A 26,856-nucleotide genomic window follows, 5' to 3' on the forward strand; every position below is an offset into this window, starting at 1 on the left:
AAGCTCTCCGGGAGATGGGGGGGTCGGTCGCTCAGACGGCCGTCGGGCCATGGCCTTCGAGCAGTGCCAGGATGCCCTGCAGCGGCACGGGCACCCAGTCGACCCGATTGCCGAGTTCGTAGCGCAGTTCGTAGAAGGCTTTCTCGAGCTCGAACAGGCGCAGCAGCTGCGGGTCTACCGGTCCGGCGTCGGGCGCCAGCGCCGCGGCGTAGCCGTCCAGGAAGGCCGCGCGGGTCTCGCGTTCCCAGTCGCGGGCGTCGGCGTCGAGCCGGGCCAGTTCGACCGCGTTCTGCGCCGCGCGCCGCAATGCGCTCCAGCGCGCGTAGTTGAACGAGCGCAGCATGCCGGCGACGTCGCGCAGCGGCGGCTGCTTGGCGCGGCGCTCCTCGATCGAACGCGCCGGTTCGCCCTCGAAGTCGATGATCACGAAGTCGTTGCGGGCCAGCAGCACCTGGCCCAGGTGGTAGTCGCCGTGGAAGCGCGAGCGCCGGCCCGCACCGCCTTCGAGCGGCAGGGCGTCGACGAAGGCATCGATCGCGCCGGAGCGCTCCAGCAGCCGGCGCGCATCCTCTTGCGTCGCCTGGGGCAGCCCGGCCAGATGTTCGCGCAACTGGACCAGCGTCGCCTGGCCCTGCGCGCGCACGCTGTCGCGCATCGCGCGCCGGTCGGCCGCGGTCATCGGTTCGGGGTCGAAGGCCGGATTGCCGGTGCGCCGGCCGAGCGCGTTGTGCAGCTCCGCGGTGCGGCGGCCCAGGATCGCGATCAGGGCCAGGAAGGCCCCGTGCGGCGCGTCGGGCCGAGGGCCATCGGCGTCGCGCAGCTCGGTCAGCACGCGCTCCAGGTAGTCCAGCGTCCAGCTCCAGCCATCGCCCTGGTTCGGCACGTAGGCCTGCAGCAGCGCGAGGGTGAAGACGGTGCCGTTGTCGCCCAGGTATTCGAGCGCGCCGGCCACCGGCACGCCGTGCAGGAAGCCGGCCTCCTCGGTCAGGAAGCGCCCCATCTCGAGTTCGGGGTTGATGCCGCGGCGCAGCTGTCGGTAGCCCTTGAGGAACAGGGTCTCGCCGAGGGTCACGACGGTGTTGCTGCTCATCGCGGTCGGCCGGCTGACCGGCAGGTCCTGGATCGCGGAGATCACCAGTTCGCGGCCCAGCGAGGTGGGCCGGAAATGCAGCCGGCCGTGCGCGGTTCGCATCTCGGCGTCGCCGACGATGCCGCGCACCAGCGCGCGGCAGAAGGCCTCGTCGAAGAAGGCGTCGCCCATCACCCCCACGTTGGCCTTCTGGCGGACCTTGGCGATGGCGGCCGGCTGCAGGCACTTCATGCGCTCTTCGTCGCGGTCTTCCCAGGCCAGCGCGAGCGGCATGAAATAGGTCGCAGCCTCGGGCAGTCCCTCGAGTTCGAGCAGCGGCAGCATCCAGCTCAGCCCGTCGATGTCCCAGATCGCCGAGTCCGCCAGCCGGGCCCGTGCGATGCGGCTGCCCTTGGACGCGTACCAGCGCTGGGCTTCGATGTGCGGTGGCAGCGTGTCGGTCTCGAACTGCTTGATCAGCCGGTCCGCGAAGCCGATGCGCCAGGGCATCACGCGGTCCTTGAGCAGGCTGGTCCAGCCGTCGAAGAGCACGATGACCGGGCGGTCGAGCAGCGCCACGCCCTCCTGGTGCCAGCTCGGCATCGGTGCCTCGTCGGCCAGCTTGAACCAGTAGAAGCCATGCGAGGGCAGGGTCAGCAGGTAGGGCAGTTCGCCGATCGGCGGGAACGAGGTGCGTCCGAGCATCTCGACCGGCACCCGGCCCTTGAAGGCCGAGAGGTCGAGTTCGACCGGCTGCGCCGCGCGCGACAGGTTGAACACCGACAGGATCGCGTCGTCGTCGTGCTCGCTGATGTAGGCGAGGATCTTCCGGTTGCCGGGCTTCAGGAAGGTGCGCTTGCCGCGGCCGAAGGCGCGGCTGGTCTTGCGCACCGCGAGCATCCGGCGGGTCCAGTGCAGCAGCGAGCTCTTGTCGCGCAGCTGGGCCTCGACGTTGACCGCCTCGTAGCCGTACATCGCATCCATGATCGGCTGCAGGTAGAGCCGCTGCGGGTCGGCGCGCGAGAAGCCGGCGTTGCGGTCGGGGCTCCATTGCATCGGCGTCCGCACCCCGTTGCGGTCGCCGACGAAGACGTTGTCGCCCATGCCGATCTCGTCGCCGTAGTAGATGATCGGCGAGCCCGGCATCGACAGCAGCATGCTGTTCATGAGCTTGATGCGGTCCTTGTCGTTGTCCATGAGCGGCGCCAGCCGGCGCCGGATGCCGAGGTTGATGCGCGCCTGCATGTCGGCCGCGTAGGTGGTGTACATGTAGTCGCGTTCGCGGTTGGTCACCATCTCCAGGGTCAGCTCGTCGTGGTTGCGCAGGAAGATCGCCCATTGGCAGCCCTCGGGAATCTCCGGCGTCTGCTGCAGGATCTCGACGATCGGGTCCCGGTCTTCCTGCGCGATCGCCATGTACATGCGCGGCATCAGGGGGAAGTGATAGGCCATGTGGCACTCGTCGCCATCGCCGAAATACTCGCGCACGTCTTCCGGCCACATGTTGGCCTCGGCCAGCAGGAAGCGGTCCTTGTAGTTGGCGTCGATCGCCGCGCGCAGGGCCTTGATGACCACGTGGGTCTCGGGCAGGTTCTCGTTCGAGGTGCCGTCGCGCTCGATCAGGTAGGGAATGGCGTCGAGCCGGAAGCCGTCGACCCCCATGTCGAGCCAGAAGCGCATGGTGCGGAAGACCGCCTCGAGCACCTGCGGGTTGTCGAAGTTGAGGTCCGGCTGGTGGCTGAAGAAGCGATGCCAGAAGTAGGCCTTGGCGACCGGGTCCCAGGTCCAGTTCGACTTCTCGGTGTCGGTGAAGATGATGCGCGTGCCCTGGTAGAGCTGGTCGGTGTCGCTCCAGACGTAGAAGTCGCGCTCGGGCGACCCTGGCGGCGCCATGCGCGCCGCCTGGAACCACGGATGGGCGTCCGAGGTGTGGTTGATGACCAGTTCGATCACCACGCGCAGCTCGCGCTTGTGCGCCTCCTCGAGCATGTCCTTGAAATCCTGCAAGGTGCCGTACTGCGGATGCACGTCCTCGTAGGCCGCGATGTCGTAGCCGTCGTCGCGCAGCGGCGACGGATAGAAGGGCATCAGCCACAGCGTGTTGACGCCCAGGTCCTTCACGTAGTCGAGCTTGCTCGTCAGGCCCTGGAAGTCGCCGACGCCGTCGCCGTTGGAGTCGACGAAGGCCTTGACGTTGCACTGGTAGATCACCGCGTCGCGGTACCAGGTCGGGTCGCCCGAGGTGTCGATCTCGGTGGTTTCGAGCGCCAGTTTCGGCACGGGAGCATTCATGCGGCTTCCTGTTGCTCAGATGTAGTAGTCGAAGTCGCGCTCGTCGCGCAGCCGGCGGCGCACCACCAGCACGTGTGCCGGCACGCGCTCGGGCTCGAGCCGGATGAAGTGCCGTCCGCCCTGCCAGCTGAAGCGCTGGTCGGTCAGCAGGTCGTGCATCTGGAACGGCTGGTCGCGCGGCACGTCGACCTCCGAGGGGTCCAGCGAGAGGAAGCCCCACTGGGCGTTGTGCGGGTCGAGGTTGACGATCGTCACCACCACATTGCGGCCGTCGTCGGAGGCCTTCAGGTAGGCGATCAGCTGGTCGTTGTCGATGTCCAGGAAGCGCAGACTGCGGTCGGACTGCAGGGCCGCGTTGCCCTGCCGGATGCGGTTGACCCGCGCGATGAAGGGCCGCAGGCCGCTGTCGGGATCCCAGTCCCAGTGGCGCAGCTGGTACTTCTCCGAGTCGAGATACTCCTCGCTCGAGGGACCGCGCGGCAGGTGCTCGAGCAGTTCGAAGGCCGGGCCGTAGATGCCGTAGCTGGCGGCCAGCGTGGCGGCCAGCACCAGCCGCAGCCTGAACATCGCCTCCTCGCCGCCCTGCAGCGCGGCGTGCAGGATGTCGGGCGTGTTGGGCCAGACGTTGGGCCGGAAGTAGTCCGCGCCCGGGCCGTGTGCGAGCTCGGTGAAATAGTCCGTGAGTTCGGCCTTGGTGTTGCGCCAGGTGAAGTAGGTGTAGGACTGCGTGAAGCCCAGCTTGGCGAGGCGATGCATGACCTTCGGCCGGGTGAAGGCCTCGGCCAGGAAGATCAGTTCGGGGTGCGCCCGCTTGCATTCGGTGATCGCCCATTCCCAGAACGCGAACGACTTGGTGTGCGGGTTGTCGACCCGGAAGATCGTCACGCCCTCGGCGATCCAGTGGTCGAGCACGCTCTTGAGTTCGCACCAGAGGCCCTGCCAGTCTTCGCTCTCGAAGTTGAAGGGATAGATGTCCTGGTACTTCTTCGGCGGGTTCTCGGCGTATTGCACGCTGCCGTCGGGCCGCCAGCGGAACCACTGGGGATGCGCCTTGACGTAGGGATGGTCGGGTGCGCACTGGAAGGCGATGTCCATCGCGATCTCGAGCCCCCGGGCCCGGGCGGCGGCGACCAGGTGGCGGAAGTCCTCCGGCGTGCCGAGGGCGGGCAGGATGGCCTTGTGGCCGCCCTCGGCGGCGCCGATCGCCCAGGGGCTGCCGACGTCGCCCGGTTCGGTGTCGAGCGCGTTGTTGCGACCCTTGCGCTGCAGGCGGCCGACCGGATGGATCGGCGGAAAGTACAGCACGTCGAAGCCCATGGCCGCGACCAGCGGCAGCCGCGCTTCGACATCGCGCAGGGTGCCGTGGGCGCCGGGCGCGTCGCCGGCCGAGCGCGGGAACAGTTCGTACCAGGTGCTGAAGCGGGCCCGCTCGCGATCGGCGACCAGGGGCAGGTCGGCGCCGTAGCGGGTCTCCAGCCGGCGGTCCGGATAGCGGCCCGCGGTGACGGCCAGGTCCTCGTCGAGCGCCAGCGCCTTCAGCGCCGCCACCTCCAGCGACGGGTCCTGGGCGCCCTGTTCGAGCGCGAGGGCCCAATCCGCGAGCGCCTCCCGTTCGGTGCCCGCCGCGCGTGCGGCGGCGGCCCGGATTTCCAGTGCGCCGACCCGCGCCGCCAGCCGGATGTCGTCGGCATCGACCCGCCGCTCCAGTTCGTGGCGCCACGACTCGAAGGCGTCGACCCAGGCCACCACCGTATAGCGGTAGCGCCCGGCCATGGGCGGCACGAAGTCCGCATGCCACTCGTCGTTGTAGCGAAGCTTCATCGGCAACTCGCGGCGGCGGGCCTCGCCGTCCTTCCACCACTGAAGCATCACGCGCGGCGCGTCGTGGCCGTCGGTGAACACATGGGCCGTGACCCGGAAGTGCTCGCCCGCCACGCACTTGGCGGCGAAGCGGCCGCCGTCCACCGCGGGCAGCACCGCATCGACGACGGCGCGGCTGCGGCCGTCGGGCGTGTCGATCGCGAAGGGAGGCTGGGGCTCGGCCGGCGTTGAGGGCGGCAGCAGTCCATCAGGCATCGGCAACCGCCTTCAGATAGAGGGTGGACAACGGCGGCAGGGTCAGGCTGAGCGCCTGCCTGTGGCCATGCGAAGGCACGGGTGCGGCCTCGACCTCGCCGAGATTTCCCCAACCCGCGCCGCCGAAGGCGAGCGTATCGCTGTTGAGCAGTTCGCGCCAGATGCCGCCGCTGGGCACGCCCAGCCGGTAGTTGCGCCGCGGCACCGGCGTCAGGTTGCAGACCACCAGCACGGCCTCGCCGTTGCGGGCCCGGCGCAGGAACGCGATCACGCTGTGCGACGGGTCGTCGGCCTCGATCCACTCGAAGCCGTCGGACGAGGCATCGAGCTCGTGCAGCGCCCGCTCGCTGCGATAGAGCCGGTTGAGCTCGCCCACCAGGTGCTGGACGCCGCGGTGCGCCGGCAGCTCGGCCTGCTGCCACTCCAGCTGGCCCTCGTGCGTCCACTCGCGCCGCTGGGCGAATTCGCCACCCATGAACAGCAGCTTCTTGCCGGGATGCGCCCACATGTAGCCGTACAGCAGGCGCAGGTTGGCGAACTGCTGCCAGGCGTCGCCGGGCATCTTGCCGATCAGCGAGCCCTTGCCGTACACCACCTCGTCGTGCGACAGCGGCAGCACGAAATTCTCGCTGAAGGCGTAGACCATCGAGAAGGTCAGGCGGTGGTGGTGGAAGCGGCGATGCACCGGGTCTTCCTTCATGAAGGCCAGGGTGTCGTGCATCCAGCCCATGTTCCATTTCATGCCGAAGCCGAGGCCGCCCATCTCGATCGGCCGCGACACGCGGGGCCAGGCGGTCGATTCTTCGGCCACCGTGAAGGCGTCGGGGTGTTCGCGGTAGACGGCCCGGTTGAGTTCATTCAGGAAGGCGATGGCCTCTAGGTTCTCGCGCCCGCCGTGCCGGTTGGGGATCCACTCGCCTTCCTTGCGCGCGTAGTCCAGGTACAGCATCGAGGCGACCGCGTCCACGCGCAGGCCGTCGATGTGGTAGCGGTCGAGCCAGAACAGGGCCGACGAGACCAGGAAGCTGCGGACCTCGTTGCGCCCGTAGTTGAAGATCGCCGAGTGCCACTCGGGATGGAAGCCCTGGCGAGGATCGGCGTGTTCGTAGAGGTGGGTGCCGTCGAAGACGGACAGTCCGTGGGCGTCGTCGGGGAAGTGCGACGGCACCCAGTCGAGCACCACGCCGATGCCGCGCTGGTGCAGGTGGTCGACGAAGTCCATGAAGTCCTGCGGCGTGCCGTAGCGAGCGGTGGGCGCGAAATAGCCGGTCGTCTGGTAGCCCCACGAGCCGTAGAACGGATGCTCGGTGACCGGCATCAATTCGACATGGGTGAAGCCCAGCGACACCACGTGCTCGGCGAGCGGGCGCGCGAGCTCGCGATAGTTGGGCAGTGCGCCATCCGGACGCCGCCAGGAGCCCGGATGGACCTCGTAGATGGAAATTGGCGCATCGAGGCGGTTGCGCTCGGCGCGCGTCCGCATCCAGTCGTGGTCGCCCCAGTCATGCGCGAGCGACCAGAGCCGCGAGGCGGTGGCCGGCGGCGCCTCGCTCAGGAGGGCCAGCGGGTCGGCCTTTTCCAGCACGCGGCCGCCCTCGGCGACGATCCTGAACTTGTAGGCCTGGCCGTGGCGGGCAAGCGCGCTGCGGCCTTCCCAGACGCCGGTGCTGTCGGCGCGAACGATCAGCGGGTCGGCCCGCGGGTCCCAGCCGTTCCAGTCGCCGATCACCGACACCGAACGCGCGTTGGGCGCCCAGACCGCAAAGGTGGCGCCGAGGCCGTCGGCGACCAGGCGGCCGCCCAGGTGCTCGTGGAGACGGGCGTGCGTGCCTTCCCCGAGCAGGTAGGCGTCCGTGTCGCCGAAGGTGGAATCGGGGGATCGAGACATGGATCTCGGGTTTAGGCGATGCGGCCGGAGGCGAAATGCGTCAAAGCACCCATCCTCCTGTCGGACAGTGACTCGATGACGAAGAAAGGCCTGCGGCAGCCCGGGAAACTGAAACGCAACGTTGCAAACGGCCCGGCTGCCGATCGATGGCGGTAAATTGGAGCGCCAAGGAGGAAGTGCCATGGCATATCCGACGAGCCCCCATCTCGCCTCGTCTGCGCCCGACCCGGTGATGCAGCCGGTCCTGGCCTTTCAGCAGGCCTTTTTCACCGGGCTGCTGCAACTCCAGCAAATGCAGCTCCAGATGATGACCGCATGGCAGCGGCCGTTCAGTACCGCTTCACAGGAAGTGTGGGATGTGTGGGTGGCGCATTACGGAGGCGGCGTGCCCATCGACGCCTGAGGCGTGTCGCCGGTCCGCGGATGACGAAGTATTGCAGTTCCTGCCATACCCCAAGCCCGGATCGCGCGCGTCGTTGCCGCGGATGTGGCGGCAGGTTTTCCGGCATTCGCACGCCCGCCTTCGGCTTCGACAGCACGCGCCTGGAAGCGGCCGAGACCACCTGGACGCCACCAGGGCGGCACGAACCGCCGCTGAAGCCTCCGGGTCATGCAGCGGCGGCGCCCGGCGCGCGCAAGCCGAGGACCAGGCGCTCGACCACTGCCGCGGCCGTCGCCGCCAAGGCGGCTGTGCTCGCCGCACTGGCCGGGGCGGCCGTGCTGGTGGCGCAGGTCGTCCCTGCGGACCGATGGGGCCAGGCGATCGCCCGATGGATCGAGCCGGCGGTGAGAGCGCCGGCAGCGCCTGCACGGCAGGCGGCGCGGTCGACGCCGCCACCGGCCGCCGAGGCCCCCGCGACCTCGGCGGCCGCCGTGCTCGACGCACTCGGCATCGATCCCGCCCGCATCCCTGGCCGCCCTCCGGTCGATGCGCCCGGCATCGGGCCGGTCGACGCGGATGCGGCGAGCCGCTCGCGTTGACGCTCAGGTGCCTTCCTGCCCCTGGGCCTCACCGGTTCGACGCAAGCCCTGCGAGATCGCGTGTGCCAGCTGCGCCATGTCGAACGGCTTCGAGAGCTTGACGGTGGAGGGATGCAGGTCGCCTGGTTGCTCGGCGAAGCCCGAGGCGAGGATCATCGGCAGGGAGGGGTTGTTCTTGCGCAAGGCCTCGACGAGGTGCGCGCCGCTCATGCCCGGCATCACCTGGTCTGAAATGACCAGGTCGATGTGCGGCGCCGCCCGGGCCATGGCCAACGCCTCTTCGGCGCTCGAGGCCGCGAGCACCGAATGGCCCAGGTCCTCCAGCATGGAGGCCGTCCCGGCGAGAACCAGGGGGTCGTCGTCGACGGCCAGGACCACCATGGGCGCCAGGGGCGCGGCTTCCGTCGGCACCGAGGCCATCGGGGCGGCAGCGGGCAGGGCCTGCGAATTCGCCGAAGCCACGGGAAGCCACAGGGTGGCGGTCGTCCCCACGCCCTCGGTGCTCTCGAGAACGAACTTGCCGCCCGACTGGACCGCGAGTCCGTGCACCATGGCCAGGCCCAGGCCGGTGCCCTTGCCGACGCCCTTGGTCGTGAAGAACGGTTCGAGCGCGCGCGCCAGCGTCGCGGCGTCCATGCCGCTGCCGCTGTCGGTCATCGAGAGTCGCAGGTAGGCGCCCGGCGCCAGGTGGTCGGTCAACGTGCACGCCACCTCGGATGCCGCGAAGCGGAGCCGTCCCCCTTCGGGCATCGCGTCGCGTGCATTCACCGCCAGGTTGAGCAGGGCCAGCTCCAGCTGGTGCGCATCCACCAGCACCGGTCGCAGTGCCGGCTCGAACGCCTCCTCGATGTGGATGGTGGCCCCGAGCGTGCGCTCGAGCATGTCCTTCATGCCGTCGACCAGCGCCGGGATGTCGACCGCGGCGGGCTGCAGGTCCTGGCGGCGCGCGAAGGCCAGCATCCGCTGGGTGAGCGAGGCGCCTCGCTTGGCCGCCGACACCGCGTTCTCGACCAGGCGCAGCAGCTTGTCGTCGCCTGCGACCCGGCGCCGCAGCAGTTCGAGGCTGGTGAGCACGACCATCAGGAGGTTGTTGAAGTCGTGCGCGACACCGCCCGTGAGCTGGCCGATCGCGTCGAGCTTCTGCGACTGGAACAGCGCTTCGCGCGCCTGTTCGAGCGCCAGCTGCGCGTTGCGCTTTTCGGTGATGTCGCGCGTCACCTTGGCGAAGCCGATCACCTGGCCGTGCGGGCCGTAGATCGGGTCGATGACCACGTTGGCCCAGAACGTCGAGCCGTCCTTGCGCACCCGCCATCCCTCGCCTTCGAAGCGGCCTTCGGCTGCTGCCGTCGCCAGCGCCTGGGCGGGAATGCCGCGCTCACGGTCTTCGGGGCGGTAGAAGCGCGAGAAGTGGGTGCCGATGATCTCGCGCGGCGCGTAGCCCTTGATGCGCTGCGCGCCGGCATTCCAGTTGGTGACGATGCCGTCGGCGTCGAGCATGAAGATCGCGTAGTCGGTCACTGCCTGCACCAGCAGGCTGAACTGCTCTTCGCTCTTCATCAGGGCGTCTTCGGCCGCCTTGCGTTCGCTGAGGTCGCGGGTCACCTTGGCGTAGCCGATGAGCTCGCCCCCCGGCGCGCGGATCGGGCGGACCACGACTTGGGCCCAGAAGCGATGGCCGTCCTTGCAGACGCGCCAGCCCTGGGATTCGAAGCGGCCCTCCTGCCGGGCCATCGTCAGCGCATGGTCCGGCATCCCGTTGCGCACGTCTTCCGGGAGATAGAAGGTCGAAAAGTGCTTGCCGATGATCTCGGACGCGGTAAAGCCCTTGAGCCGTTCGGCACCCGAGTTCCAGCTGACGACGATGCCGTCCGGGTTCAGCATGTAGATCGCGTAGTCGACGACCGCATCCACCAACAGCCGATACCGCTCCTCGGTCTGGATGCTCGAACCGGCATTTGAAAGGTAATCCACTGGCGCCCTTCGCTTTCACCGGATTATCGCGGGCTGTCCTCGACGGCGCGGTTATGTAACATTTCGTGCTGTTCCGTGAAATCGGCACGCTGCGATTCGGGCGAATGCTTTCAAGCTCGCGCAATGTCCGTGATCTGTCCCAAGTGCCATACCGAGAATCGCGCGATCGCGAAGTTCTGCATCGAGTGCATCAGCACGCTGCCGACCCCGCGCGCCGACGACGGCTTTGCGCCGACGCTGCAGTTGCGCTGGCCCGGGGAGGCGTCGACGGGCCACGCCCAGGCCCCGTTCGCCAAGGGGCTGCGGGTCAGCGTGGCGGCGCTGAGCGTGGCCCTGCTCGTCGGCGCCGCGGGCTGGCTCGTGGCCGGCGCGGGTGGCTGGTATCCCCACAGCGCCGGCAAGGCGCAGGCGAACCCGGTCGGCGAGGCGGAGCGCGTCGCCGCGCCGGCGCCCGCTCCTCAGCCGATCGCGCCGGTCTCGCCCGCGGGCACTGCCGCGGCCGTGGAGCGCCCGGCGGCGCCGCCCGCCGCTCCGAGCGCACGTCAGGCGGTGGCCGGCGCGCCGCGGGCGGCGTGCGCCGGCCTGGGCTTCATCGCCGAAGCCAGGTGCATGGCCGCCCAGTGCCTGAAGCCGCAATTCACGCAGCATCCGCAGTGCGACGACGTGCGCCGCCGCCAGCGGCTCGAGGAGGCGAAGCGCAATCCTGTCGCGCCTTAGCAGGGGGCCGGCTCAGAGCGTCATCTTGAGGATCGTGAAGTCGTCCTCGAGCACGCCCGGGCCATGGGCGTCGCGCGCGCATTCCAGCAGCCGGTCCAGCTCCGACGCCCCGCCGGCGACCGGCTGCGAAAGCGCCTCGGCGAGGGCTGAGAACTCGAGCATGGAGCCGTCCGGCCGGCCGACCTCGTAGGTGCCGTCGCTGAAGACGTAGAGCCGCGCCGGCGATGGCAGGACGCAGCGCTCCTCCTGGTAGCGGGCGGCCGGCGAGATGCCGATGCAGGGGCCGTTGGCCGGCAGCGGCCGGCCCTCGCCGGCGGCTTCGCAGGGGCCGCTCACCAGCAGGGCCGGCGGATGGCCGGCCGAGGCATAGCGCAGCTCGCCCGTGGCCCGGTGATAGACGCCGTACCAGACGGTGGAGAACAGCTCGCCGTGGCGCTCCATCTGGTAGGCCTGGTTGAGCGCGGTCAGCACCGCGGCGGGACTGCGGAAGTCGGTTCGCTGCAGCGCTTCCGAGCGCAGCGTGTCGGCGACCGCCACCGACAGCAGGGCCGAACCCACGCCATGGCCGCAGACGTCGATCAGGTAGAGCGCGAAGTGCTCGTCGTCGAGCCAGTGGTAGCCGAACGAGTCGCCGCCCAGCTCGGTCGAAGGCACGAAGCGCCAATCGACCGCAAGCGGCTCCGCGAGCGGCGGCGGCAGGATCGCGCGAACGTAGCGCTCGGCCTCGCGCAGCTCGTCCTGCAGCCGGTCGTGCGTGACCTGCAGCGCCTCGCGCGAGGCGGCCAACTCGCGGTGGGCCAGGGTCAGCTCCTGGTTGGCCGCCTCGAGCTGCGCGATCAGCCGGGCCTCGCGCTGGCTGAGCAGGGTCATGTCGTAGGCCTTCTGCTGCACCAGCCGGGCTTCCTCGTATTCCGCGGTCACGTCGAGCAGCAGGATCCAGACCGTGCCGTCGTCGGCGAAGAAATGGACGTCGGCCACGCGCCCGCTGGGCATTTCCATCGAACGGATCAGGAACGGCGTCTCGACCAGCGGCAGCAGCCCTTCGAGGAACGGGATCTGGTCGCTCGCCAGGCCGCCGGACTGCAGGCCGGTCAGCCCGTAGTGGTCCAGGTGCCCGCCCGCCTGCACGAGGTTCTGGGCGTCGTCGACGACCAGGTGCGCCAGCACGCGCTGCGCGTGCAGCAGCGTCAGGAGCGAGTCGGAGATCCGCGCCGGCAGGTCGAGCATGGCTATCGGGCGAGCAGCGCCGCCAGTTCCTGGAAGGTCTCCTCGACCGCGGCCCCGGTCTTGGCGCTGGTGCGGCGAAACTGCCATCCGGCGGCTTCCAGCTGCGCGATCCGCTCCATCGAGATGGTCCAGTCTTCCTCGAGGTCGGCCTTGTTGAGCAGGGCGACGAAAGGAACGCTGCCGATCTCGGCATCGACACGGCCCTGGATCGAGACCGCGGTGTCCAGCGTCTCGGGCCGCGTGCCGTCGATCACCAGCAGGTAGCCCGCCGCGCCGCGCAGGTAGCTCACCCGCACGGCCGCGATGTCGTCCTCGCCGGCGATGTCCCACAGGATCAGCGCCATCTGCTCGCTGCCGACGGTGAGCAGCTTCTTGTCGATCTTCACCCCGACCGTGGTCAGGTAGGCGTCCGAGAAAATGGTGTCGACGAAGCGGCGCACCAGGCTGGTCTTTCCGACGCCGAAGGCACCGAGCAGGCAGATCTTCTTTTGCAGCATGTGTGTAAGTGCCTCAATCTCCGGTGCTGACGCCGAACGAAACGCGCCGGTTCATCGACAGCTCGTCCTCGCTGGCGCCGGGGCGCAGCGGTTCGAGCGGGCCGGCACCGCGCACCGCGAGCACGGAAGGATCGACGCCGCGGGCGCGCAGCATCGAGCGCACGACCTCGGCGCGGCCCACGCTGAGGGCCAGATTCGAGGTGTCCTTGCCGGTGGCGTCGGCGTGGCCGACGATCGTCACCTTGACCGGGAAGCCCTGGTCGCGCGCCACCTGGACCAGTTCGCGCATGTAGCCGGCGACGGCGTCGAGCTTGGCCTCCTGGTCGGCCGCGGGCCGCGGCACGCTGAAGTCGAAGTGGATGAGCTGGGCCTGGATCGCATCGCGCAGGCGAAGGTAATCTGGGTCTTGCACATCCTTCAGGGCGCTGAGGTCGACCTTGGGCGCGCCGGCAGGCAGGGTCTGCGCGAAAGCCCGCGCCTTCTCCATCCAGCGCTGGGGCGCGTTGCCGGTGGCGCGGATGCCGCTCGCGTCCTGCGTCAGGATGACCGTCGGCGGCGGGTCGAGCGTCGCCTGCAGCCGCTTCAGCACGATGGCCGGATGCAGCGCCTGGTAGGGTTCCCAGCGGCCGACGATGCGCGCCGGATCGAGGTCGGTCTTTGCCAGCAGGGCTTCCGGCTGCGCCGCCAGCGGGTCGCGCAGCCCGGACACCAGCCACTTGCCGTCGCGCCGTTCGGCGTTCATCACGACGATGCCGGGCTGGTCCTGCAGGCTCGACACATAGGCGTCGACGTGGCGGCGCTCGATGATCCGCTGGCCGACCCACCAGCCCAGCGCCCCCAGCAGCAGCAAGGGGATCAGCCACATCAGCGGCGAGACCTTCTTGTGGGTCTCCGCGGCCTGGGACAGCAGGCACAGGCGCAGCAGCGGCTGTGCTGCTTCGAAAGGCGCCGTGTCGCCGGAGAATTCATCCAGCGCGCCGCGCCACTGGTCGTGCACCGAGCCCAGCGTCTCGCCGAGCCGCGTGCGCACCATGGCCGGCGGCGTGCCGTGGATCACGGCGGCGAGGAAGGCCGACGGGCCTTCCTCGCACCACAGCAGCAGGTCGCCCAGGCGCAGGCTGTCGATGCCGCCGCTGCTGGCGCCGCCGCTGGCGGATTCGTCGAACGAGTCGCGCACGAAATCCTGGATCGCCGAGAGCATCGCCGACACCAGCTGCGGATCGCGCGTCGTCGCGTCGTCGCGCGCCACGTGCGCCAGCAGCAGGCCGGTCTTGCGATGGATCAGGAAGACGTGGTCGACCCGGAACACGGCCGTGTGCTTGAGCACCACCTCGGCGAAGCTGCTGCCGGTGCGCCAGGCTTCGATGCGCCACTTGAGGCCGCGCCACGACAAGCTGTGCTTGAGCGCCTGGTTCAGCGATTGCAGCGAGCCCTCGAGGGTCTCGGCGATGGCCTTGCGGATCGCCGGCCCCATGACGGGGTACAGGATGTCGACCATCCGGCCCGGGTTCTTCTGGATCGACGCCTGGGTGGCGCGCTCGACCGTGGGCGAGATCGCGAGACCGAGGCGGTCGTCCTGTGCCGCCGCCAGCGCGAAGGCCGCGGGCAGCACCGAGCCCACCGCATCGGCGAGCTCTTTGGGATCGTCGAACTTCTGCTGCAGCCGCGCCAGCGCCACCCGCTCGCGTTCGAGCAGCACGCGGCGCATCGCGTCCAGCCGCGGATCGGCCTCCAGGCGGCTCGGCAGGGTGGCCGCGACGCTGGGATCGACGCAGCGCGCCAGTTCCAGAAGCAGGGCGGCGAGCCGCGCCTTCTGCTCCTCGTCGGAAGCCTCGCCTGGCGCGTGCGTCGCGGCCAGCGACAGGCGTGCGTTCACCGCGCCTCCGCTCGGGCGCGCGCCCGTGCCCCTGGCGCTGCGGTCATTCGAGTCAGCCGCCGTGGCCGTTGCTGGCCTTGGGCGCGACGTCCTGGTTCAGGCATTTGGCGATCTCGACGAACAGCCCGGCGAGCAGGTTGCGGTCGGTCTTGACGTTGCTGAGCTCGGCGAACATCCGCTCGGTGGTGGCCCGGGCGTCATCCTGGCGCTTGCGCATCTCGTCGCGCAGCACCTGGACCTCGTGGCTCAGTCGATCGGTGAACTCGCGCTCCTGCCGCGCCAGCTGGTCGGACAGCTGGGCCAGCCGCTTCTCGAGCGTCTGGGTGTGGTCGCGCAGGCTGCGCTCCAGCTCCTTGTCGGCGTCGGCGCGCAGGTCCTTTTCCTCGCGGAACTGGCCGGCGACCGATTCGAGCTGCTTCTTCATCGTCGATTCGAGGCTGCTCAGCCCGCGCGACGACTCGGTCTCCATGTCGCGCATCCGCTGCTGGAAGCGGTCCTCGAGGATCGAGAAGCGCTTGTCGTAGTCCTGCATCTGGTTGCCGAACAGCAACTCGCGCATCTTGTCGACGCCGGAACTCTCGCCGGCGCCGTTGGGTTGGCCGGCGGCCAGGGCCGCCTGCGCCGCCAGCGCGCTCTGGGTGTCGATGCTCATGGAAGGCTTGGCTGCAGTTGCCATGGAGAATGCTCCTCGTGGTGGGTTGACGATGGGTGGTGAAATCAAAGGCGCTCAGGGCGGCGCCGACGCCCGGAACAGGAGGGTCAGGCAGTTGCGGCCGTCGTGGTGGCTGTAGCGCAGCCCGTCGGAGAAGCGCCGCACGATCGGAATGCCCCAGCCGCCGATTCGGGCATCGTCGATGCTGGTCGCACGCGCCGGTTCAGGCACCTGCCGCGGATCGAACTCGCTGCCCTCGTCCTCGACTTCCAGGGCCACGTCCTGGCCCTGCCAGCCCAGCCGCAGGAAGATGTTCTGCGCGCCCTGGCTGCAGGCATGGGTCATGATGTTCGTCACCACCTCGGTCGAGCAGAGGTCGAGGTTCAGCGCGACGCGCGGCGGCAGCCGCTGGCCTTCGGCCCAGTCGTGCACCCAGGCACTCACGCGCGCGAGTTCGCGCAACTCGCTGCCGACGGTGAGGGAGGCTTGGGGCTCCCCGCCGGTGGCGGCCATCAGCGGCTCCCGGCTCCCGCCATCAGCGCGCTGCAGGCGGTGTCGACGTCGGGGTACACCGGGATGATCGTGTCGATGCCTGCCATCTTGAGTACCTCCGCCACGAGCGGTTGCGGACTTGCCAACGCCATGACGCCGCCGCGCATCGACTGCGCCCTCGCGTTGACGACCAGGGTGCGGATGCCGATCGACGCCAGGAACGAGACCTCGGACAGATCGACCACCGCGAGCAGCTTGCGGTTGGCCACCAGCGCCGACAGGCGCACGTTGATGTCATGCCCGCCGATGCTGTCCATGCGCCCGACCAGACTGATCTTCTCGACACCGTCGGCCAGTTGCTCGCTTCTCAGATCCATACGCTCTCCGCAGTCGATTTCGATAGGGGGCTGTTCGGGTCCGTCGTATGCCTGCCTCTCACGCAAGTTCTTGTTTTTAAAAGAAAACAAGATGCTGTTTTGAGCAACAAATAGAACCTTTTTCTAGCTTACGCCCAAATTGCAGCCTCGTCGACAAGGGGGCCTCATCAAGCCGATGGACGCCCTCGGGTTCTCAACGATCCTTGCGCGGCGGCACGTTGTGCAGGGCCTCGACCAGCCGATCGACCCTGATCGGCTTGGTCAGGTAGTCGTCCATGCCGGCGCCGATGCACATTTCCTGGTCGCCCTGCATGGCGTTGGCGGTCATGGCGACGATGCGGGGCCGGCGGCCGGCCTCGAACAGCGTGCAGATCTGCCGGGTGGCGTCGAGCCCGTCGAGTTCGGGCATCTGGACATCCATCAGCACCACGTCGTAGGTCTGGCGCTGCACCGACTCGACCGCCTCGATGCCGTTGGAGGCCAGGTCGGCCCGGTAGCCCATCTGCTGCAGCAGGCGCAGCGCGAGCTTCTGGTTCACCACGTTGTCCTCGGCCAGCAGGATCCGCAGCGGATGCCGCGCCGCCATCGTCGGGTCGATCTGCGGCTTGGCGCCGGCGCTGTCCGCGGGCCGGGCGGCGACCGTTTCGTGCGCCAGCAGGCTCACCAGGGTGTCGAACAGCGCCGACTGGTGGATCGGCTTGGACAGGTAGGCGTTGAACAGCGACTCGGCGTCGCCTGCCTCGCGCCGGCCGAGCGAGCTGAAGAGCACCAGCGGCAGGCTGGCGTGGTTGGCGCGGATGCGGCGCGCGAGATCGACGCCGTCCATCTCCGGCATGTGCATGTCGAGAATCGCGAGGTCGAAGCGCTCGCCCTGGGCCAGCCAGCGCAGGGCCTCGGCCGGCGATTCGGTGGCGCGCGAATCCATGCCCCAGCGGGCGGTCTGGAGCGCCAGCACGCGCCGGTTGGTCGCGTTGTCGTCGACGATCAGCAGGTGCTTGCCCTGCAGTTCGATCTGCACGCCGCTGACGATGCGGCGCTTGCTCGGCGGCGCATCGGAGGTCGCCACCTCGAGGGTGAAGAAGAAGGTCGAGCCCATGCCCGGCCCGTCGCTCTCGACCCACATGGTGCCGCCCATCAGCTCGGCCAGCCGCTTGCTGATGGCCAGCCCGAGGCCGGTGCCGCCGTACTTGCGGGTGGTGCTGGAGTCGGCCTGCGAGAACGACTGGAACAGCCGGCTCTTGCCCTGCGCCGACAGGCCGATGCCGGTGTCGCGCACCGCGAAGGTCAGCTCGACCCGGCCGCCCGGCCTCGTGTCGGCGCTGACCGTCAGCACCACCTCGCCGGCCTCGGTGAACTTCACCGCGTTGCTCAGCAGGTTCAGCAGGATCTGCCGCAGCCGCGTGAGGTCGCCGCTCACGCCCACCGGCACGTCGCCCTCGAACACGTAGGCGATGTCGAGCTTCTTCTCGGTCGCCCGTGTGCTGACCAGGTCGAGCGCCGACTCCACGCAATCGCGCAGGTCGAAGGGATGGGCCTCGATGTCCATCCGGCCGGCCTCGATCTTCGAGTAGTCGAGGATGTCGTTGATGATGGTCAGCAGCGCATCGCCCGAATCGCGGATGGTCGAGACGTAGTCCTGCTGCTCGGCGTCGAGCGCGGTGTCGAGCAGCAGCCCGCTCATGCCGATGACGGCATTCATGGGGGTGCGGATCTCGTGGCTCATGGTCGCCAGGAAGGCGCTCTTGGCCTCGTTCGTGGCCTCGGCGGCGGCACGCGCCTCCTTGGTCTCGTTGAACAGGCGCGCGTTCTGGATCGCGATCACGGCCTGGTCGGCGAAGGTCTCGAGCAGCCGGATCTCCTTGTCGGCGAAGGCCCCGGGGGGCTGGCGCGCGACGTGGATCGAGCCGATGTAGCGGCCCTCCCAGATCAGCGGCGCCAGCATGATCGCGTAGCTGCCGATCTTTTCGCCGAGCTCGCGCATGAAGACCGGCAGGTTCGGCTCGGCCAGCGCGTCGGGGATGTGCAGGACCTCTGGCCCGGCCATGGCCTCGCCCATGGGCGAATGGTCGATGGGCCGCGGATAGTAGCGCTCGAGCGCCTCGCGGGCCGAGCCGCGATGGGCGCCCAGGTGCATCATCCCGTCGTCGCCGACCAGGGAGATGCCGAGCTGCGTGCCGGAGAACAGGCGCTGGCAGCTCTCGAGGATCTTGTCGAACACGGGGCGCGCGTCCTCCATCGATTCACTGATGACCTGCAGCACGTCGGCGGTCGCGGTCTGGCGCTCGAGCGCCTCGCGGGTCTCGGTGGTCAGGCGGACGTTGTCGATCGCGATCACCGCCTGCTCGGCGAACAGGTTGAGCAGGTCGACCTGCCGCTGCGGCGTCGGGCCGGGGTCCGGCCAGGCCATGGTGATGGCGCCGATCGGCTCGCCGTCCTTGAGCATCGGGGCGGCGATCACGCGGCGCCGGTTGCCGGAGTTGGCCAGCCGGCGGTCGTAGTCGGGGTCCGACCACGCGTCCTCGATGCTCAGTGCCTGGCGCTCGAGGATCACGCGCCCGTTCATCTGGCGCCGGTCGGGCGGCGCCGGCCACACCGTGCGCGCCGCCTCGAGCGCCTGCTCGGACCAGTTGCGGGCCGCCGCCAGGTGGACCTGCCGGCCGTCGAAGCTGAAGATCGCGGCGGTCGGGCCTTCGAACAGCCACATGGTGCAGTCCAGGATCGCCTCGAACACCGGCATCACGTCGTCGGGCGATTCGCTGATGGCGCGCAGCACGTCGCTGACGGCGGTCTGGTATTCGAGCGACTCGGTCAGCTCGGCGGTGCGCTCCTCGACCTTGTGCAGCGCCACCTGCGTTTCATTGAACAGCCGGGCGTTCTGGATCGCGATGACCGCCTGGTCGGCGAAGGTCTTGAGCAGCGCCCGCTCGCTCGGGCGGAACGGGCCGGTCTCGGTGCGCTGCATGCTCAGGATGCCGATGCCGCGGCCCTCCCAGATCAGCGGCGCCGCCAGGTTGGCGTAGCTGTAGCCGATCAGCTCGGCATTGCGGCGCAGCACCACCGGCGCCGCCGGGTCGCCCAGCACGTCGGCGAACTCCACCAGGTCGCCGGTGCGGAACGAGACTTCGGCCGAGGTGCCGGCCAGCGGCATCGGGTAGTTCGCCTCCATCGAGGCGGCGAGCTGCGCCAGCCGCGCTTCGCCGACCGCGGCGCGGCCGGCGGCCGTCATCTGCCAGCGGGTCAGTGCCAGCTTGCCCTGGGCATCGACCATCAGCAGGGCGAAGGAGCTGCCGTCGAACAGGTGCTCGCAGCACTCCAGGATCTTGTCGAACACCGGGCCGGGGTCGGCCAGCGAGCTGCCGATGACCTGCAGCACCTCGGCCGCCGCGCTCTGGTGGGCCAGCGCCTCCTGCATCTCGCGGGCGTGGCGCCGCGTTTCGTCGAACAGGCGCGCGCTCTCCAGGGCCAGGCCCAGGCTGGCGGCCACGGTTTCCAGCAGGTGGAGCTCGTGGGCGCCGAAAGCGTATTCGCGTTCGTGGTTCTGCAGCGAGATGATGCCGAGCGCGCGGTCGTTGCCGATGATCGGGACGGCCGCCATCGACAGGGCCCAGTCGGTGCCCGGCGCGGGATGCAGCCCCATCCGGGTCTGCTCCTCGCGCGTGTTGAGCACGCCGACCTCGCGCGTGCGCATCAGGCGCGCCATCGGCTCGTCCGGGTCCAGCGGCCGCGCCGGCGGCCGGGGCAGGGGCCGGTTGTGCTCGTAGCGGTACATCGCCTGCACCAGGTTGGTCCGGTCGTCCCACCACACGATGTTCAGGTTGCCGGAATCGAAGATCTCGCGCAGCCGGTCGCCCACCAGGTCGACGATGGCCTGGAAGCCCAGCTTGGCCGCGATCCCGCGCTGGATGCCGTTGATCAGCGCCAGTCCGTCGTTGCGCTGCTGGAGCTCGTCCTGGCGCGCGGCCAGCTCGCGCTGGAGGTTCTCGCGTTCGCGGCAGCGGGCCAGGGCCGCCGCCGCCTGGCGCGCCAGCGCGGCCAGCAGGTCGCGGTGGATTCGGTCGAACCGGCCCAGCCGGCCTTCGATGTCGGCGTAGAGGTAACCGAGCAGGTCGCGCTGGACGACGAGCGGCGCGATCAGGCAGGAGCGCTGCTCGCCCGGCGCGGCGTGCTCGGGCCCGTGGCGCAGGCTGGGCTTGCGGCTCTGGCGGGCCTCGGCGAGCCACGGTGCGATGGCGCCGAGCAGGGCAGCGGCATCTTCGGCCGGCGGCAGCAGGGCGCCGGCGCTGTGCGGGCCGGCCTCGGTGTCGAGCACCAGCAGCACCCGCTGTGCCCCGAGGAGCCGGGCGGCTTCGTCGACCAGCGCCGCGTGCAGCGCGCCGGCGTCGGCCAGCGCGTTGAGCCGCAGCCCGGCCTCGACCAGGCGCTCGAACGGGTCGCGCAGCGTCCGGCCCGCGCGCGGCGGGTTCTTCGACAGGGGGCGAGACCGGGACTCAGCCATGGGGAGGTGCCTTCAGCGATCAGCAGCTCGGTGCGCGGGCGGCGCACCACGGCGCCAGTCTAGCGCCTGACTTGTACAACAAAGGGTATATCCGATTCGTGACTTTTGGGAGGCGCTGCGGAACAATCGCTGGGGCTCGAATTCGCTGACTAGGAAGAACCAAAATGCGCAGATTGAAGAGGTGGGCCGCTGCCGTGGCCGCGGTGGCGGGGATGGCGCTGGCGGGTTGCACCACCACCGGCACGGGGGGTGGCGAGATCGTGCAGAAGGGCCAGCCCGACAAGCCGGTGCTGTTCTCCTGGAAGAGCACCGACGGCGGCATCACCGGCACCATGACGGCCACGCTGCCGACCGCCACCTTCCAGGGACCCTTCCTGCAGATCACGCAGCAGACCCGGAGCGAGGCCATGGCGCCGATGTGGGGCGGCGGCTGGCCGGTGGGCTGGTCCGACTGGTCCTACTGGGGCTATGGCAGCGTCGCGGGCATGGGCGGCGGGGGCATGATGCCGGGCTTCGACCCGGTGCAGTTCGCCACCGTCTACAGCGGCAAGGTGATCGCCAACCTGAAGAGCCCGCAAGGGGGCCTGATGCGCTGCCGGCTGCACATGCTGCGGCCCCAGCAGGGCATGTCGGGCGGCGGCACCGGCGAATGCCAGATCCAGGGCGGCGCCACCATCCAGGCCAACTTTTGAAGACGGGGGCGCCCGTGCGGGTCCGGCAAACCCTCAGCGCAGTCCAGATGAAGCTGGTGCTCGAGCTGCACGAGCTTCGCCTGGTTTCGTGCGCCGAGTCGACCCAGCTGCTCGATGCCTGGACCCGCCTGGGCACGTTTTCGAACGAGCAGCGCTGCGCCGTCGAGGCCCTGTTCGCGCTCTGCTACGACGACATGATGCGCGGCCTTCACGATGCCGCCGACGGGCCCGAATCGCGTGCCGTGGTCCGCGCGGAACTGATCCGCAAGCTCGGCTGAGCCGGCGCCGCGCCAGGAGTCCCTCGGCGTCCCCTGACGAACGGTATTGACCTTCATCAAGGCAGTGGAGCATCCGGCGCTTTCCTGGTGCGAAATCCGCCTTAGTATGCAGACGCCTATTCTTGCGTCCATGCCAAAGGTCCCGTGCACCCATGCAGCAGAAAAGAAATGACAGCGGCGAACTCAATTTCTATCTCCTGAAGTGCCTGGTCGCGCTGGTCGACCACTCGCATGTCTCGCGCGCCGCGGAGGCGCTGTCGGTCAGCCAGCCCGCCATGAGCCGGGCGATGAGCCAGTTGCGCGCCGTCACCGCCGATCCGATCCTCGTGAAGGGCGGCACCGGGCTCATCCCCACCGCCAAGGCGCTCCAGCTGCGCGAGTTCGCCGAGCGGATCCTGGGCGAAATGAGCGAGCTGCTGGGCAACGCGGTGGCCTTCGACCCCGGCAGCACGCCGTACTTGTTCCGGATGGTCGCCACCGACTACCTCGAATGCCTGTTCATGGAAGGCTTGGTGCAGCACATGGGCAGCCGCTATCCGGGCATCTCGATGTCGGTGCGGCACCCAGTCCATCCGTCGCAGTTCAACAAGGTGCTGGAAGCCGGCGAGGTCGACTTCGCGGTCGGCATGCTGCCGGCCAGCCTGCGCGAACTGCGCCACCGGCTGCTGTTTCGCGATCGCATCATCTGCGTGGCGCGCGCCGGCCACTGGGCGATCGGCCGGACGTTGTCGGCGGCCGAATTCGCGGCGCTCGGGCACGTCGTGATCATGCCCAACACGGTCAACTGCTTCGGCGAGGTGGTCGACCAGGCGCTGGCGGCCCAGGGCCTGGCGCGCAACCGCCGCTTCGTCACCCCGAATTACCTCACGGCGCCGCACCTGCTCGAAAGGACCGACATGGTGGCGCTGCTGCCACAGTCGCTGGCGGCCCGCTTCCAGGAGCGCTTCGGGCTGGCCGAGCTGGCGCTGCCGGTGGAGGTGCCGGAATTCGAGGTCTACATCTCCTGGCACGACCGCACCCACCGCCACGCCGCTCACATCTGGTTTCGCAACCAGGTCATGCAGAGCCTTGACCTGAACGGCCAGGGGCCGGATTGGGCTTACGCATTGATGCCTGCATTCAATAAGTGAATAGTGTTCATCCATTCCTGGCATGGACAAGGGCTGGCGGAGTCCCAATACTGGGACATCGCCCGTTGATTCGGCAAGCAACCACGGTCCATCGGGACCGGCACCTGTATCGATAGCGACTGCGTTTATGTCTTGCACGATCCGAACCGTTGATGACCTCGCCCAACTGCCTGATGCTCAATTGCTCGCCTGTTTCGGCGCCCTCCGGACCGCCATCCACGAGGCCAAGCGCCAGCATGCGGATGCGCTGCGCGACAGCCTGATCCCCTCCGGCTCGACCTTCGAGTTCCGCTCCTTCGACTGGCGCCCCCGGGGTTCCCAGCGTTTCAACATGCCGGCTCAGCTGAGCCCCGAGACGCCGATCGACGAGATCTCCATGCGTTCCGGGGCCCGCGACGCGCTGCGCAACCTCAGCATCTTCTGCATCGACGACCTGTCGGCGATCAGCGAACAGGAACTGCTCAACGAAGAGGCGATCGGCGCCAAGACCGTGGGCCGGCTGCGCGAGGCGCTGATCCGCGTGGGGCTCGACTTTCTTCCCAACGCCGGCGTGGAGGGTTCCGGCCAGGGGCGTCGCGCGGAGGACCCCGTCCCGGCCGGCGCCGAGCCTGAGGAATCGATGGGGGGCCCGGGCCCGGGTCGGCCGCGCTTCGTGGAGGTCCGCAAGCTGCTGAGCGAGCAGGCGCGCCAGTCGCGCGACACCAGCGTCGGCGAGAGCATGGACTGGATGGGCCTGTACGCCTACCCCTCGCAGCTGCTGCGGCTTCGTCCGGGCGATTCCGGCGTCTTCGTCTGCCCGCCGGCCTGGCGCGGGCGCCTCGGCACGGTCTGCGGTGTCTGGGTCAAGGGCAACACCGATTGGGCCGCGCGCTTCCCGGCCGGCACGTCGTGGAAGGACGTGTTCTGGACCGAGGCCCATGTCGACGGCCTGAAGGTGGTGCGTGCCGCGCTGCCGGGCCAGTCCGCCAGGGAGCTCCCGCGGCACTTCGTGTTCGCGCCCCGGTCCACCGTCTCCATGCCGGAGCCCGGACTGCCCAAGCTCGATCAGGTGGTCTCGCTGTGGCGAAGCCCCTACACGGCGAACGAAGGGCGGCGGGTCGAGCCGCCCAGGGACCTGGCCTTGGACGACCAGGCGGCGTCCGGCTGACCGGGGCCGACGCGGCAAGTCCTGCGACTTCACGGCCGGCCCTCGCGGGGCGGTTCGCGACCCCGGCACAATGCGGGCCGCGTCAAGTGAATTCAATGGAGAGCCGGAGTCATGGAGACAAGTCAGGAATGCGATGTGCTGGTGGTCGGCGGTGGGCCGGCCGGCTCGACCATCGCCACGCTGCTCGCGCGCCAGGGGCGGCGGGTGGTGCTGCTCGAAAAGGAGCATCACCCGCGCTTCCACATCGGCGAGTCCCTGCTGCCGGGCAATGTCGAGCTGTTCGACAAGCTGGGCGTGCGCGACCAGGTCGAGAAGATCGGCATGCCCAAGTTCGGCATCGAGTTCGTGCCGCCGGACCTCGACTACCGCAGCTACGTCGATTTCTCCGAGGGCTGGGACCCGACCAAGGATTCGGCCTGGCAGGTGCGCCGATCCGAACTCGACGAACTGCTGTTCCGCCACGCCGGCAAGGAGGGCGCGCTGACCCTTGAAGGCGCCCGGGTCCGGCAGGTGGATTTCGACGCCGAGGGCGCCACGGTGCAGGCCGTGCTCGACGATGGCGGCACCCGCAGCTGGCGGGCACGCTTCGTGGTCGATGCCAGCGGCCGCGACACGCTGCTGGCCACCAAGTTCAAGTGCAAGAACAAGAACCCCGACCACAACAGCACGGCGCTGTTCGGCCACTTCCGCAATGCGCGGCGCCTCGAGGGCCGGCGCGAGGGCAACATCAGCATCTGCTGGTTCGAGCACGGCTGGTTCTGGTTCATTCCGCTCGCCGACGGCACCACCAGTGTCGGCGCGGTGTGCTGGGCCTACTACCTGAAGGCGCGCGACAAGCCGCTGAAGGACTATTTCCTCGACACCATCGCGATGTGCCCGGAACTGCACGACCGGCTCGCGAACGCCACGCTGGTCGACGACGCGGTGCACGCCACCGGTAACTTCTCGTACGCGAGCACGCATGCCACCGGCGAGCGCTACCTGATGGTGGGCGACGCCTTCACCTTCATCGACCCGATGTTCTCCTCGGGCGTGTTCCTGGCGATGCAGAGCGCCTTCGATGGCGCCGCGCTGGTGGCGACCGCCCTCGACCGGCCGGCGGAGCTGGCGGCGGCGCGCCAGGCGCTCGAGAAGCGCATGCGGGTGGGGCCGCGCGACTACTCGTGGTTCATCTACCGGGTCACCAACCCGACGATCCGCGACATGTTCATGCACCCCAACAACGTCTTCAAGGCCAAGCAGGGCCTGATGTCGCTGCTGGCGGCCGACATCCACCACGGGCCGGCGTACCGCCGTTCGCTGTGGATGTTCAAGGTGCTCTACTACTTCATCTCGGTGGTGAACTGGCGGCGCACCTATGGCGGCTGGAAGCGCCGGCGCGACAACATCCGCGACTGGGGTCCGCTCAAGGGCGAGACCATCCTGAAGGCGGATTGAACAGCAGCGACCCGGCGATCGTTGCCATCAGCAGGGCCACCAGGGTGTCGAGCACGCGCCAGGCCAGGGGGCGCGTGAACAGCGGGCCGAGCAGCCGGGCACCGTAGCCCAGCGCGACGAACCAGGCCACGCTGGCGCACGCCGCGCCAATGCCGAAGATCCAGCGCCCGCCCGCGGGCTGCTGGGCCGAGACGGCGCCCAGCAGCACCACGGTGTCGAGCCAGCAGTGCGGATTGAGGTAGGTGAAGCCCAGGCAGGCGGCCAGGGCCGAGCGCCGGCTCATCGGCGCGGTCGAGGGCAGCGACATCCGCTCGCCGGCCCAGGCACGGCGGGCTGCCAGCGCGCCGTAGGCCAGCAGGAAGGCGGCACCGCCCCAACGTGCGAACGCCAGCAGCGGGGCGTTGGCCTGCACCAGCAGCCCCAGCCCGGCCACGCCGAGGGCGATCAAAAGCGCGTCGGACAAGGCGCAGACCAGCATCACCTCGCGCACGTGTTCGCGCTTCAGGCCCTGGCGCAGCACGAAGGCGTTCTGCGCCCCGATGGCGACGATCAGCGCGGCCGATGTGAGGAAACCCTTGGCAAAGATCAGGAACATGGCCGCACGGTAGCGGCCCCGGGCGGATCAATCAAACTCATCTTTCTGACACCAGATTAGAATTTTTGACATGCAGATCGACTCGCGCCAGCTCGCCGCCTTCGATGCCGTGCTGCGCGAAGGCAGCTTCGATGGCGCGGCGCGCGCGCTGCACGTCACGCCGTCGGCCATCAGCCAACGCATCAAGGGCCTCGAGGAGCGGATGGGCCGGGTGCTGATCCAGCGGGCCTCGCCCTGCGTGGCGACGCCGGCCGGCCAGGCGCTGCAGCGGCATGCGCAGCAGGTGCGCTTGCTGGAGGCCGACGCCCTGCGGCCCTTCGGCCTCGGCGCGCCGGATGCCGTGCTGCCGCTGGCGCTGGCGGTCAACGCCGATTCGCTGGCCACCTGGTTCGTGCCGGCGCTGGCCGCGGTGCAGGCCGCCGGCCCGGTGAGCTTCGAACTGCACGTCGAGGACCAGGACCATTCGGCGCTGCTGCTGCGCGAGGGCCGCGTGATGGCGGCCGTCACCGCCGAGCCCCAGGCGGTGCAGGGCTGCGTGGTCGAGCCCCTGGGCGCGATGCGCTACCTGGCGGTCGCCAGCCCGGCCTTCATGGCCCGGCACTTCGCGCGCGGTGTCGATGCCGCGGCGCTGGCTGCGGCGCCCTGCAACGTGTTCAATGCCAAGGACGCGCTGCAGGCGCGGTTCATGCGCCGGCTCACGCGCAAGCAGCTGGCGCCGCCGCTGCACCGGGTGCCCGGCACCCACGGATTCGTGCATGCGGCGGTGCAGGGCCTGGGGTGGGGCATGAACCCGCAGGTGCTGGTGGCCGGCTTGCTCGCGCGCGGCGATCTGGTCGAACTGGTGCCGGGGCAGTCGCTCGACGTGGCCTTGTACTGGCAGCACTGGCGTGTCGAATCGCAGGCGCTGCGTTTGTTGACGGGGGCGGTGCATGCGGCCGCCGCCGCCATGCTCGAGCAGGGGTAGCAG

At 69.4% G+C, this 26,856-nt stretch carries 21 protein-coding genes; 9 read left to right on the forward strand and 12 right to left on the reverse strand.

Annotated elements, in window-relative coordinates; all coding sequences use genetic code 11:
• Window positions 1-31: 31 nt before the first annotated feature.
• Genes treS through glgB form a run of 3 tightly spaced genes read right to left on the reverse strand, consistent with a single transcriptional unit; the run spans window position 32 to window position 7,325 of the window.
• Window positions 32-3,361, reverse strand: coding sequence for a maltose alpha-D-glucosyltransferase (gene treS, locus QTI68_RS26325; protein WP_286525868.1), 3,330 nt, complete (start codon window positions 3,359-3,361; stop codon window positions 32-34).
• A 15-nt stretch (window positions 3,362-3,376) separates the two neighbouring features.
• Entirely contained in the window at window positions 3,377-5,437 is a 2,061-nt protein-coding gene (locus QTI68_RS26330) for an alpha-1,4-glucan--maltose-1-phosphate maltosyltransferase (protein WP_286525870.1), read from the reverse strand.
• On the reverse strand, window positions 5,430-7,325 hold the full coding sequence (gene glgB / locus QTI68_RS26335; protein WP_286525872.1) for a 1,4-alpha-glucan branching protein GlgB: 1,896 nt from the start codon (window positions 7,323-7,325) through the stop codon (window positions 5,430-5,432). The genes QTI68_RS26330 and glgB overlap by 8 nt, the downstream gene beginning before the upstream one ends.
• 181 nt (window positions 7,326-7,506) lie before the next feature.
• Here glgB and QTI68_RS26340 point away from each other — a divergent pair, with 181 nt between their 5' ends.
• Window positions 7,507-7,728, forward strand: a complete 222-nt coding sequence (locus tag QTI68_RS26340; protein ID WP_286525874.1) for a hypothetical protein — start codon at window positions 7,507-7,509, stop codon at window positions 7,726-7,728.
• A gap of 20 nt (window positions 7,729-7,748) precedes the next feature.
• Window positions 7,749-8,306 carry a hypothetical protein gene (locus QTI68_RS26345; RefSeq protein ID WP_286525876.1) on the forward strand — a complete coding sequence of 186 codons (558 nt, stop codon included), beginning with the start codon at window positions 7,749-7,751 and terminating at the stop codon, window positions 8,304-8,306.
• 3 nt (window positions 8,307-8,309) lie between these two features.
• On the opposite strand, the gene QTI68_RS26350 is transcribed toward QTI68_RS26345, so the two are convergent.
• Window positions 8,310-10,277, reverse strand: coding sequence for a hybrid sensor histidine kinase/response regulator (locus QTI68_RS26350; RefSeq protein ID WP_286525878.1), 1,968 nt, complete (start codon window positions 10,275-10,277; stop codon window positions 8,310-8,312).
• 123 nt (window positions 10,278-10,400) lie between these two features.
• Here QTI68_RS26350 and QTI68_RS26355 point away from each other — a divergent pair, with 123 nt between their 5' ends.
• Entirely contained in the window at window positions 10,401-10,994 is a 594-nt protein-coding gene (locus tag QTI68_RS26355; RefSeq protein WP_286525880.1) for a hypothetical protein, read from the forward strand.
• Between the two features lie 12 nt (window positions 10,995-11,006).
• Here the strand turns inward: QTI68_RS26355 and QTI68_RS26360 are convergent, their stop codons facing one another.
• The 7 genes from QTI68_RS26360 to QTI68_RS26390 form a co-directional block, all read right to left on the reverse strand.
• Window positions 11,007-12,221, reverse strand: a complete 1,215-nt coding sequence (locus QTI68_RS26360; protein ID WP_286525882.1) for a PP2C family protein-serine/threonine phosphatase — start codon at window positions 12,219-12,221, stop codon at window positions 11,007-11,009.
• Window positions 12,222-12,223: 2 nt separating this feature from the next.
• Window positions 12,224-12,718, reverse strand: a complete 495-nt coding sequence (locus QTI68_RS26365; protein WP_286509461.1) for a Rab family GTPase — start codon at window positions 12,716-12,718, stop codon at window positions 12,224-12,226.
• 13 nt (window positions 12,719-12,731) lie between these two features.
• Window positions 12,732-14,594, reverse strand: coding sequence for an OmpA family protein (locus tag QTI68_RS26370; protein WP_286525885.1), 1,863 nt, complete (start codon window positions 14,592-14,594; stop codon window positions 12,732-12,734).
• A gap of 52 nt (window positions 14,595-14,646) precedes the next feature.
• Entirely contained in the window at window positions 14,647-15,270 is a 624-nt protein-coding gene (locus QTI68_RS26375; protein ID WP_286525886.1) for a hypothetical protein, read from the reverse strand.
• A gap of 51 nt (window positions 15,271-15,321) precedes the next feature.
• Window positions 15,322-15,759 carry an ATP-binding protein gene (locus QTI68_RS26380; protein WP_286525888.1) on the reverse strand — a complete coding sequence of 146 codons (438 nt, stop codon included), beginning with the start codon at window positions 15,757-15,759 and terminating at the stop codon, window positions 15,322-15,324.
• Window positions 15,759-16,115 carry an STAS domain-containing protein gene (locus tag QTI68_RS26385; protein ID WP_286509457.1) on the reverse strand — a complete coding sequence of 119 codons (357 nt, stop codon included), beginning with the start codon at window positions 16,113-16,115 and terminating at the stop codon, window positions 15,759-15,761. Before QTI68_RS26385 ends, QTI68_RS26380 begins: the two co-directional genes overlap by 1 nt.
• A gap of 193 nt (window positions 16,116-16,308) precedes the next feature.
• Complete coding sequence (locus QTI68_RS26390; protein WP_286525889.1) at window positions 16,309-20,610, reverse strand: GAF domain-containing protein; 4,302 nt, start codon at window positions 20,608-20,610, stop codon at window positions 16,309-16,311.
• 164 nt (window positions 20,611-20,774) lie between these two features.
• On the opposite strand from QTI68_RS26390, the gene QTI68_RS26395 reads away from it, so the two are divergent.
• The 5 genes from QTI68_RS26395 to QTI68_RS26415 all read left to right on the forward strand — a co-directional run bounded on the left by QTI68_RS26395 (window position 20,775) and on the right by QTI68_RS26415 (window position 25,294).
• Entirely contained in the window at window positions 20,775-21,302 is a 528-nt protein-coding gene (locus QTI68_RS26395) for a hypothetical protein (RefSeq protein WP_286525891.1), read from the forward strand.
• Between the two features lie 47 nt (window positions 21,303-21,349).
• Window positions 21,350-21,580: a hypothetical protein gene (locus tag QTI68_RS26400; protein ID WP_286525893.1), complete on the forward strand. Its 231-nt coding sequence runs from the start codon at window positions 21,350-21,352 to the stop codon at window positions 21,578-21,580.
• A gap of 152 nt (window positions 21,581-21,732) precedes the next feature.
• The gene (locus tag QTI68_RS26405; protein WP_286525894.1) at window positions 21,733-22,710 is read left to right on the forward strand and encodes a LysR family transcriptional regulator; all 978 of its coding nucleotides are present in this window, start codon (window positions 21,733-21,735) and stop codon (window positions 22,708-22,710) included.
• A 181-nt stretch (window positions 22,711-22,891) separates the two neighbouring features.
• On the forward strand, window positions 22,892-23,857 hold the full coding sequence (locus tag QTI68_RS26410; protein WP_286525895.1) for a helix-hairpin-helix domain-containing protein: 966 nt from the start codon (window positions 22,892-22,894) through the stop codon (window positions 23,855-23,857).
• 111 nt (window positions 23,858-23,968) lie between these two features.
• Window positions 23,969-25,294, forward strand: a complete 1,326-nt coding sequence (locus tag QTI68_RS26415) for an NAD(P)/FAD-dependent oxidoreductase (protein WP_286525897.1) — start codon at window positions 23,969-23,971, stop codon at window positions 25,292-25,294.
• On the opposite strand, the gene QTI68_RS26420 is transcribed toward QTI68_RS26415, so the two are convergent.
• Entirely contained in the window at window positions 25,263-25,889 is a 627-nt protein-coding gene (locus tag QTI68_RS26420; RefSeq protein ID WP_286525898.1) for a LysE/ArgO family amino acid transporter, read from the reverse strand. The two genes, QTI68_RS26415 and QTI68_RS26420, sit on opposite strands and share 32 nt — an antisense overlap.
• 70 nt (window positions 25,890-25,959) lie before the next feature.
• On the opposite strand from QTI68_RS26420, the gene QTI68_RS26425 reads away from it, so the two are divergent.
• The gene (locus QTI68_RS26425; protein ID WP_286525899.1) at window positions 25,960-26,853 is read left to right on the forward strand and encodes a LysR family transcriptional regulator ArgP; all 894 of its coding nucleotides are present in this window, start codon (window positions 25,960-25,962) and stop codon (window positions 26,851-26,853) included.
• Window positions 26,854-26,856 lie beyond the last annotated feature (3 nt).

The organism is Variovorax sp. J31P207, assembly GCF_030316965.1.
Lineage (GTDB): Bacteria > Pseudomonadota > Gammaproteobacteria > Burkholderiales > Burkholderiaceae_C > Variovorax > Variovorax ginsengisoli_B.

Bases quoted from the DNA above. Each gene is read 5' to 3' on its own strand.
- QTI68_RS26405 (WP_286525894.1), top strand. From the start codon at position 21,733: ATGCAGCAGAAAAGAAATGACAGCGGCGAACTCAATTTCTATCTCCTG.
- QTI68_RS26345 (WP_286525876.1), top strand. From the start codon at position 7,749: ATGACGAAGTATTGCAGTTCCTGCCATACCCCAAGCCCGGATCGCGCG.
- QTI68_RS26330 (WP_286525870.1), bottom strand. From the start codon at position 5,437: ATGCCTGATGGACTGCTGCCGCCCTCAACGCCGGCCGAGCCCCAGCCT.
- QTI68_RS26425 (WP_286525899.1), top strand. From the start codon at position 25,960: ATGCAGATCGACTCGCGCCAGCTCGCCGCCTTCGATGCCGTGCTGCGC.
- QTI68_RS26375 (WP_286525886.1), bottom strand. From the start codon at position 15,270: ATGGCAACTGCAGCCAAGCCTTCCATGAGCATCGACACCCAGAGCGCG.
- QTI68_RS26390 (WP_286525889.1), bottom strand. From the start codon at position 20,610: ATGGCTGAGTCCCGGTCTCGCCCCCTGTCGAAGAACCCGCCGCGCGCG.
- QTI68_RS26355 (WP_286525880.1), top strand. From the start codon at position 10,401: ATGTCCGTGATCTGTCCCAAGTGCCATACCGAGAATCGCGCGATCGCG.
- QTI68_RS26400 (WP_286525893.1), top strand. From the start codon at position 21,350: ATGAAGCTGGTGCTCGAGCTGCACGAGCTTCGCCTGGTTTCGTGCGCC.
- QTI68_RS26340 (WP_286525874.1), top strand. From the start codon at position 7,507: ATGGCATATCCGACGAGCCCCCATCTCGCCTCGTCTGCGCCCGACCCG.
- QTI68_RS26380 (WP_286525888.1), bottom strand. From the start codon at position 15,759: ATGGCCGCCACCGGCGGGGAGCCCCAAGCCTCCCTCACCGTCGGCAGC.
- treS (WP_286525868.1), bottom strand. From the start codon at position 3,361: ATGAATGCTCCCGTGCCGAAACTGGCGCTCGAAACCACCGAGATCGAC.
- QTI68_RS26395 (WP_286525891.1), top strand. From the start codon at position 20,775: ATGCGCAGATTGAAGAGGTGGGCCGCTGCCGTGGCCGCGGTGGCGGGG.
- QTI68_RS26365 (WP_286509461.1), bottom strand. From the start codon at position 12,718: ATGCTGCAAAAGAAGATCTGCCTGCTCGGTGCCTTCGGCGTCGGAAAG.
- glgB (WP_286525872.1), bottom strand. From the start codon at position 7,325: ATGTCTCGATCCCCCGATTCCACCTTCGGCGACACGGACGCCTACCTG.
- QTI68_RS26415 (WP_286525897.1), top strand. From the start codon at position 23,969: ATGGAGACAAGTCAGGAATGCGATGTGCTGGTGGTCGGCGGTGGGCCG.
- QTI68_RS26385 (WP_286509457.1), bottom strand. From the start codon at position 16,115: ATGGATCTGAGAAGCGAGCAACTGGCCGACGGTGTCGAGAAGATCAGT.
- QTI68_RS26360 (WP_286525882.1), bottom strand. From the start codon at position 12,221: ATGCTCGACCTGCCGGCGCGGATCTCCGACTCGCTCCTGACGCTGCTG.
- QTI68_RS26420 (WP_286525898.1), bottom strand. From the start codon at position 25,889: ATGTTCCTGATCTTTGCCAAGGGTTTCCTCACATCGGCCGCGCTGATC.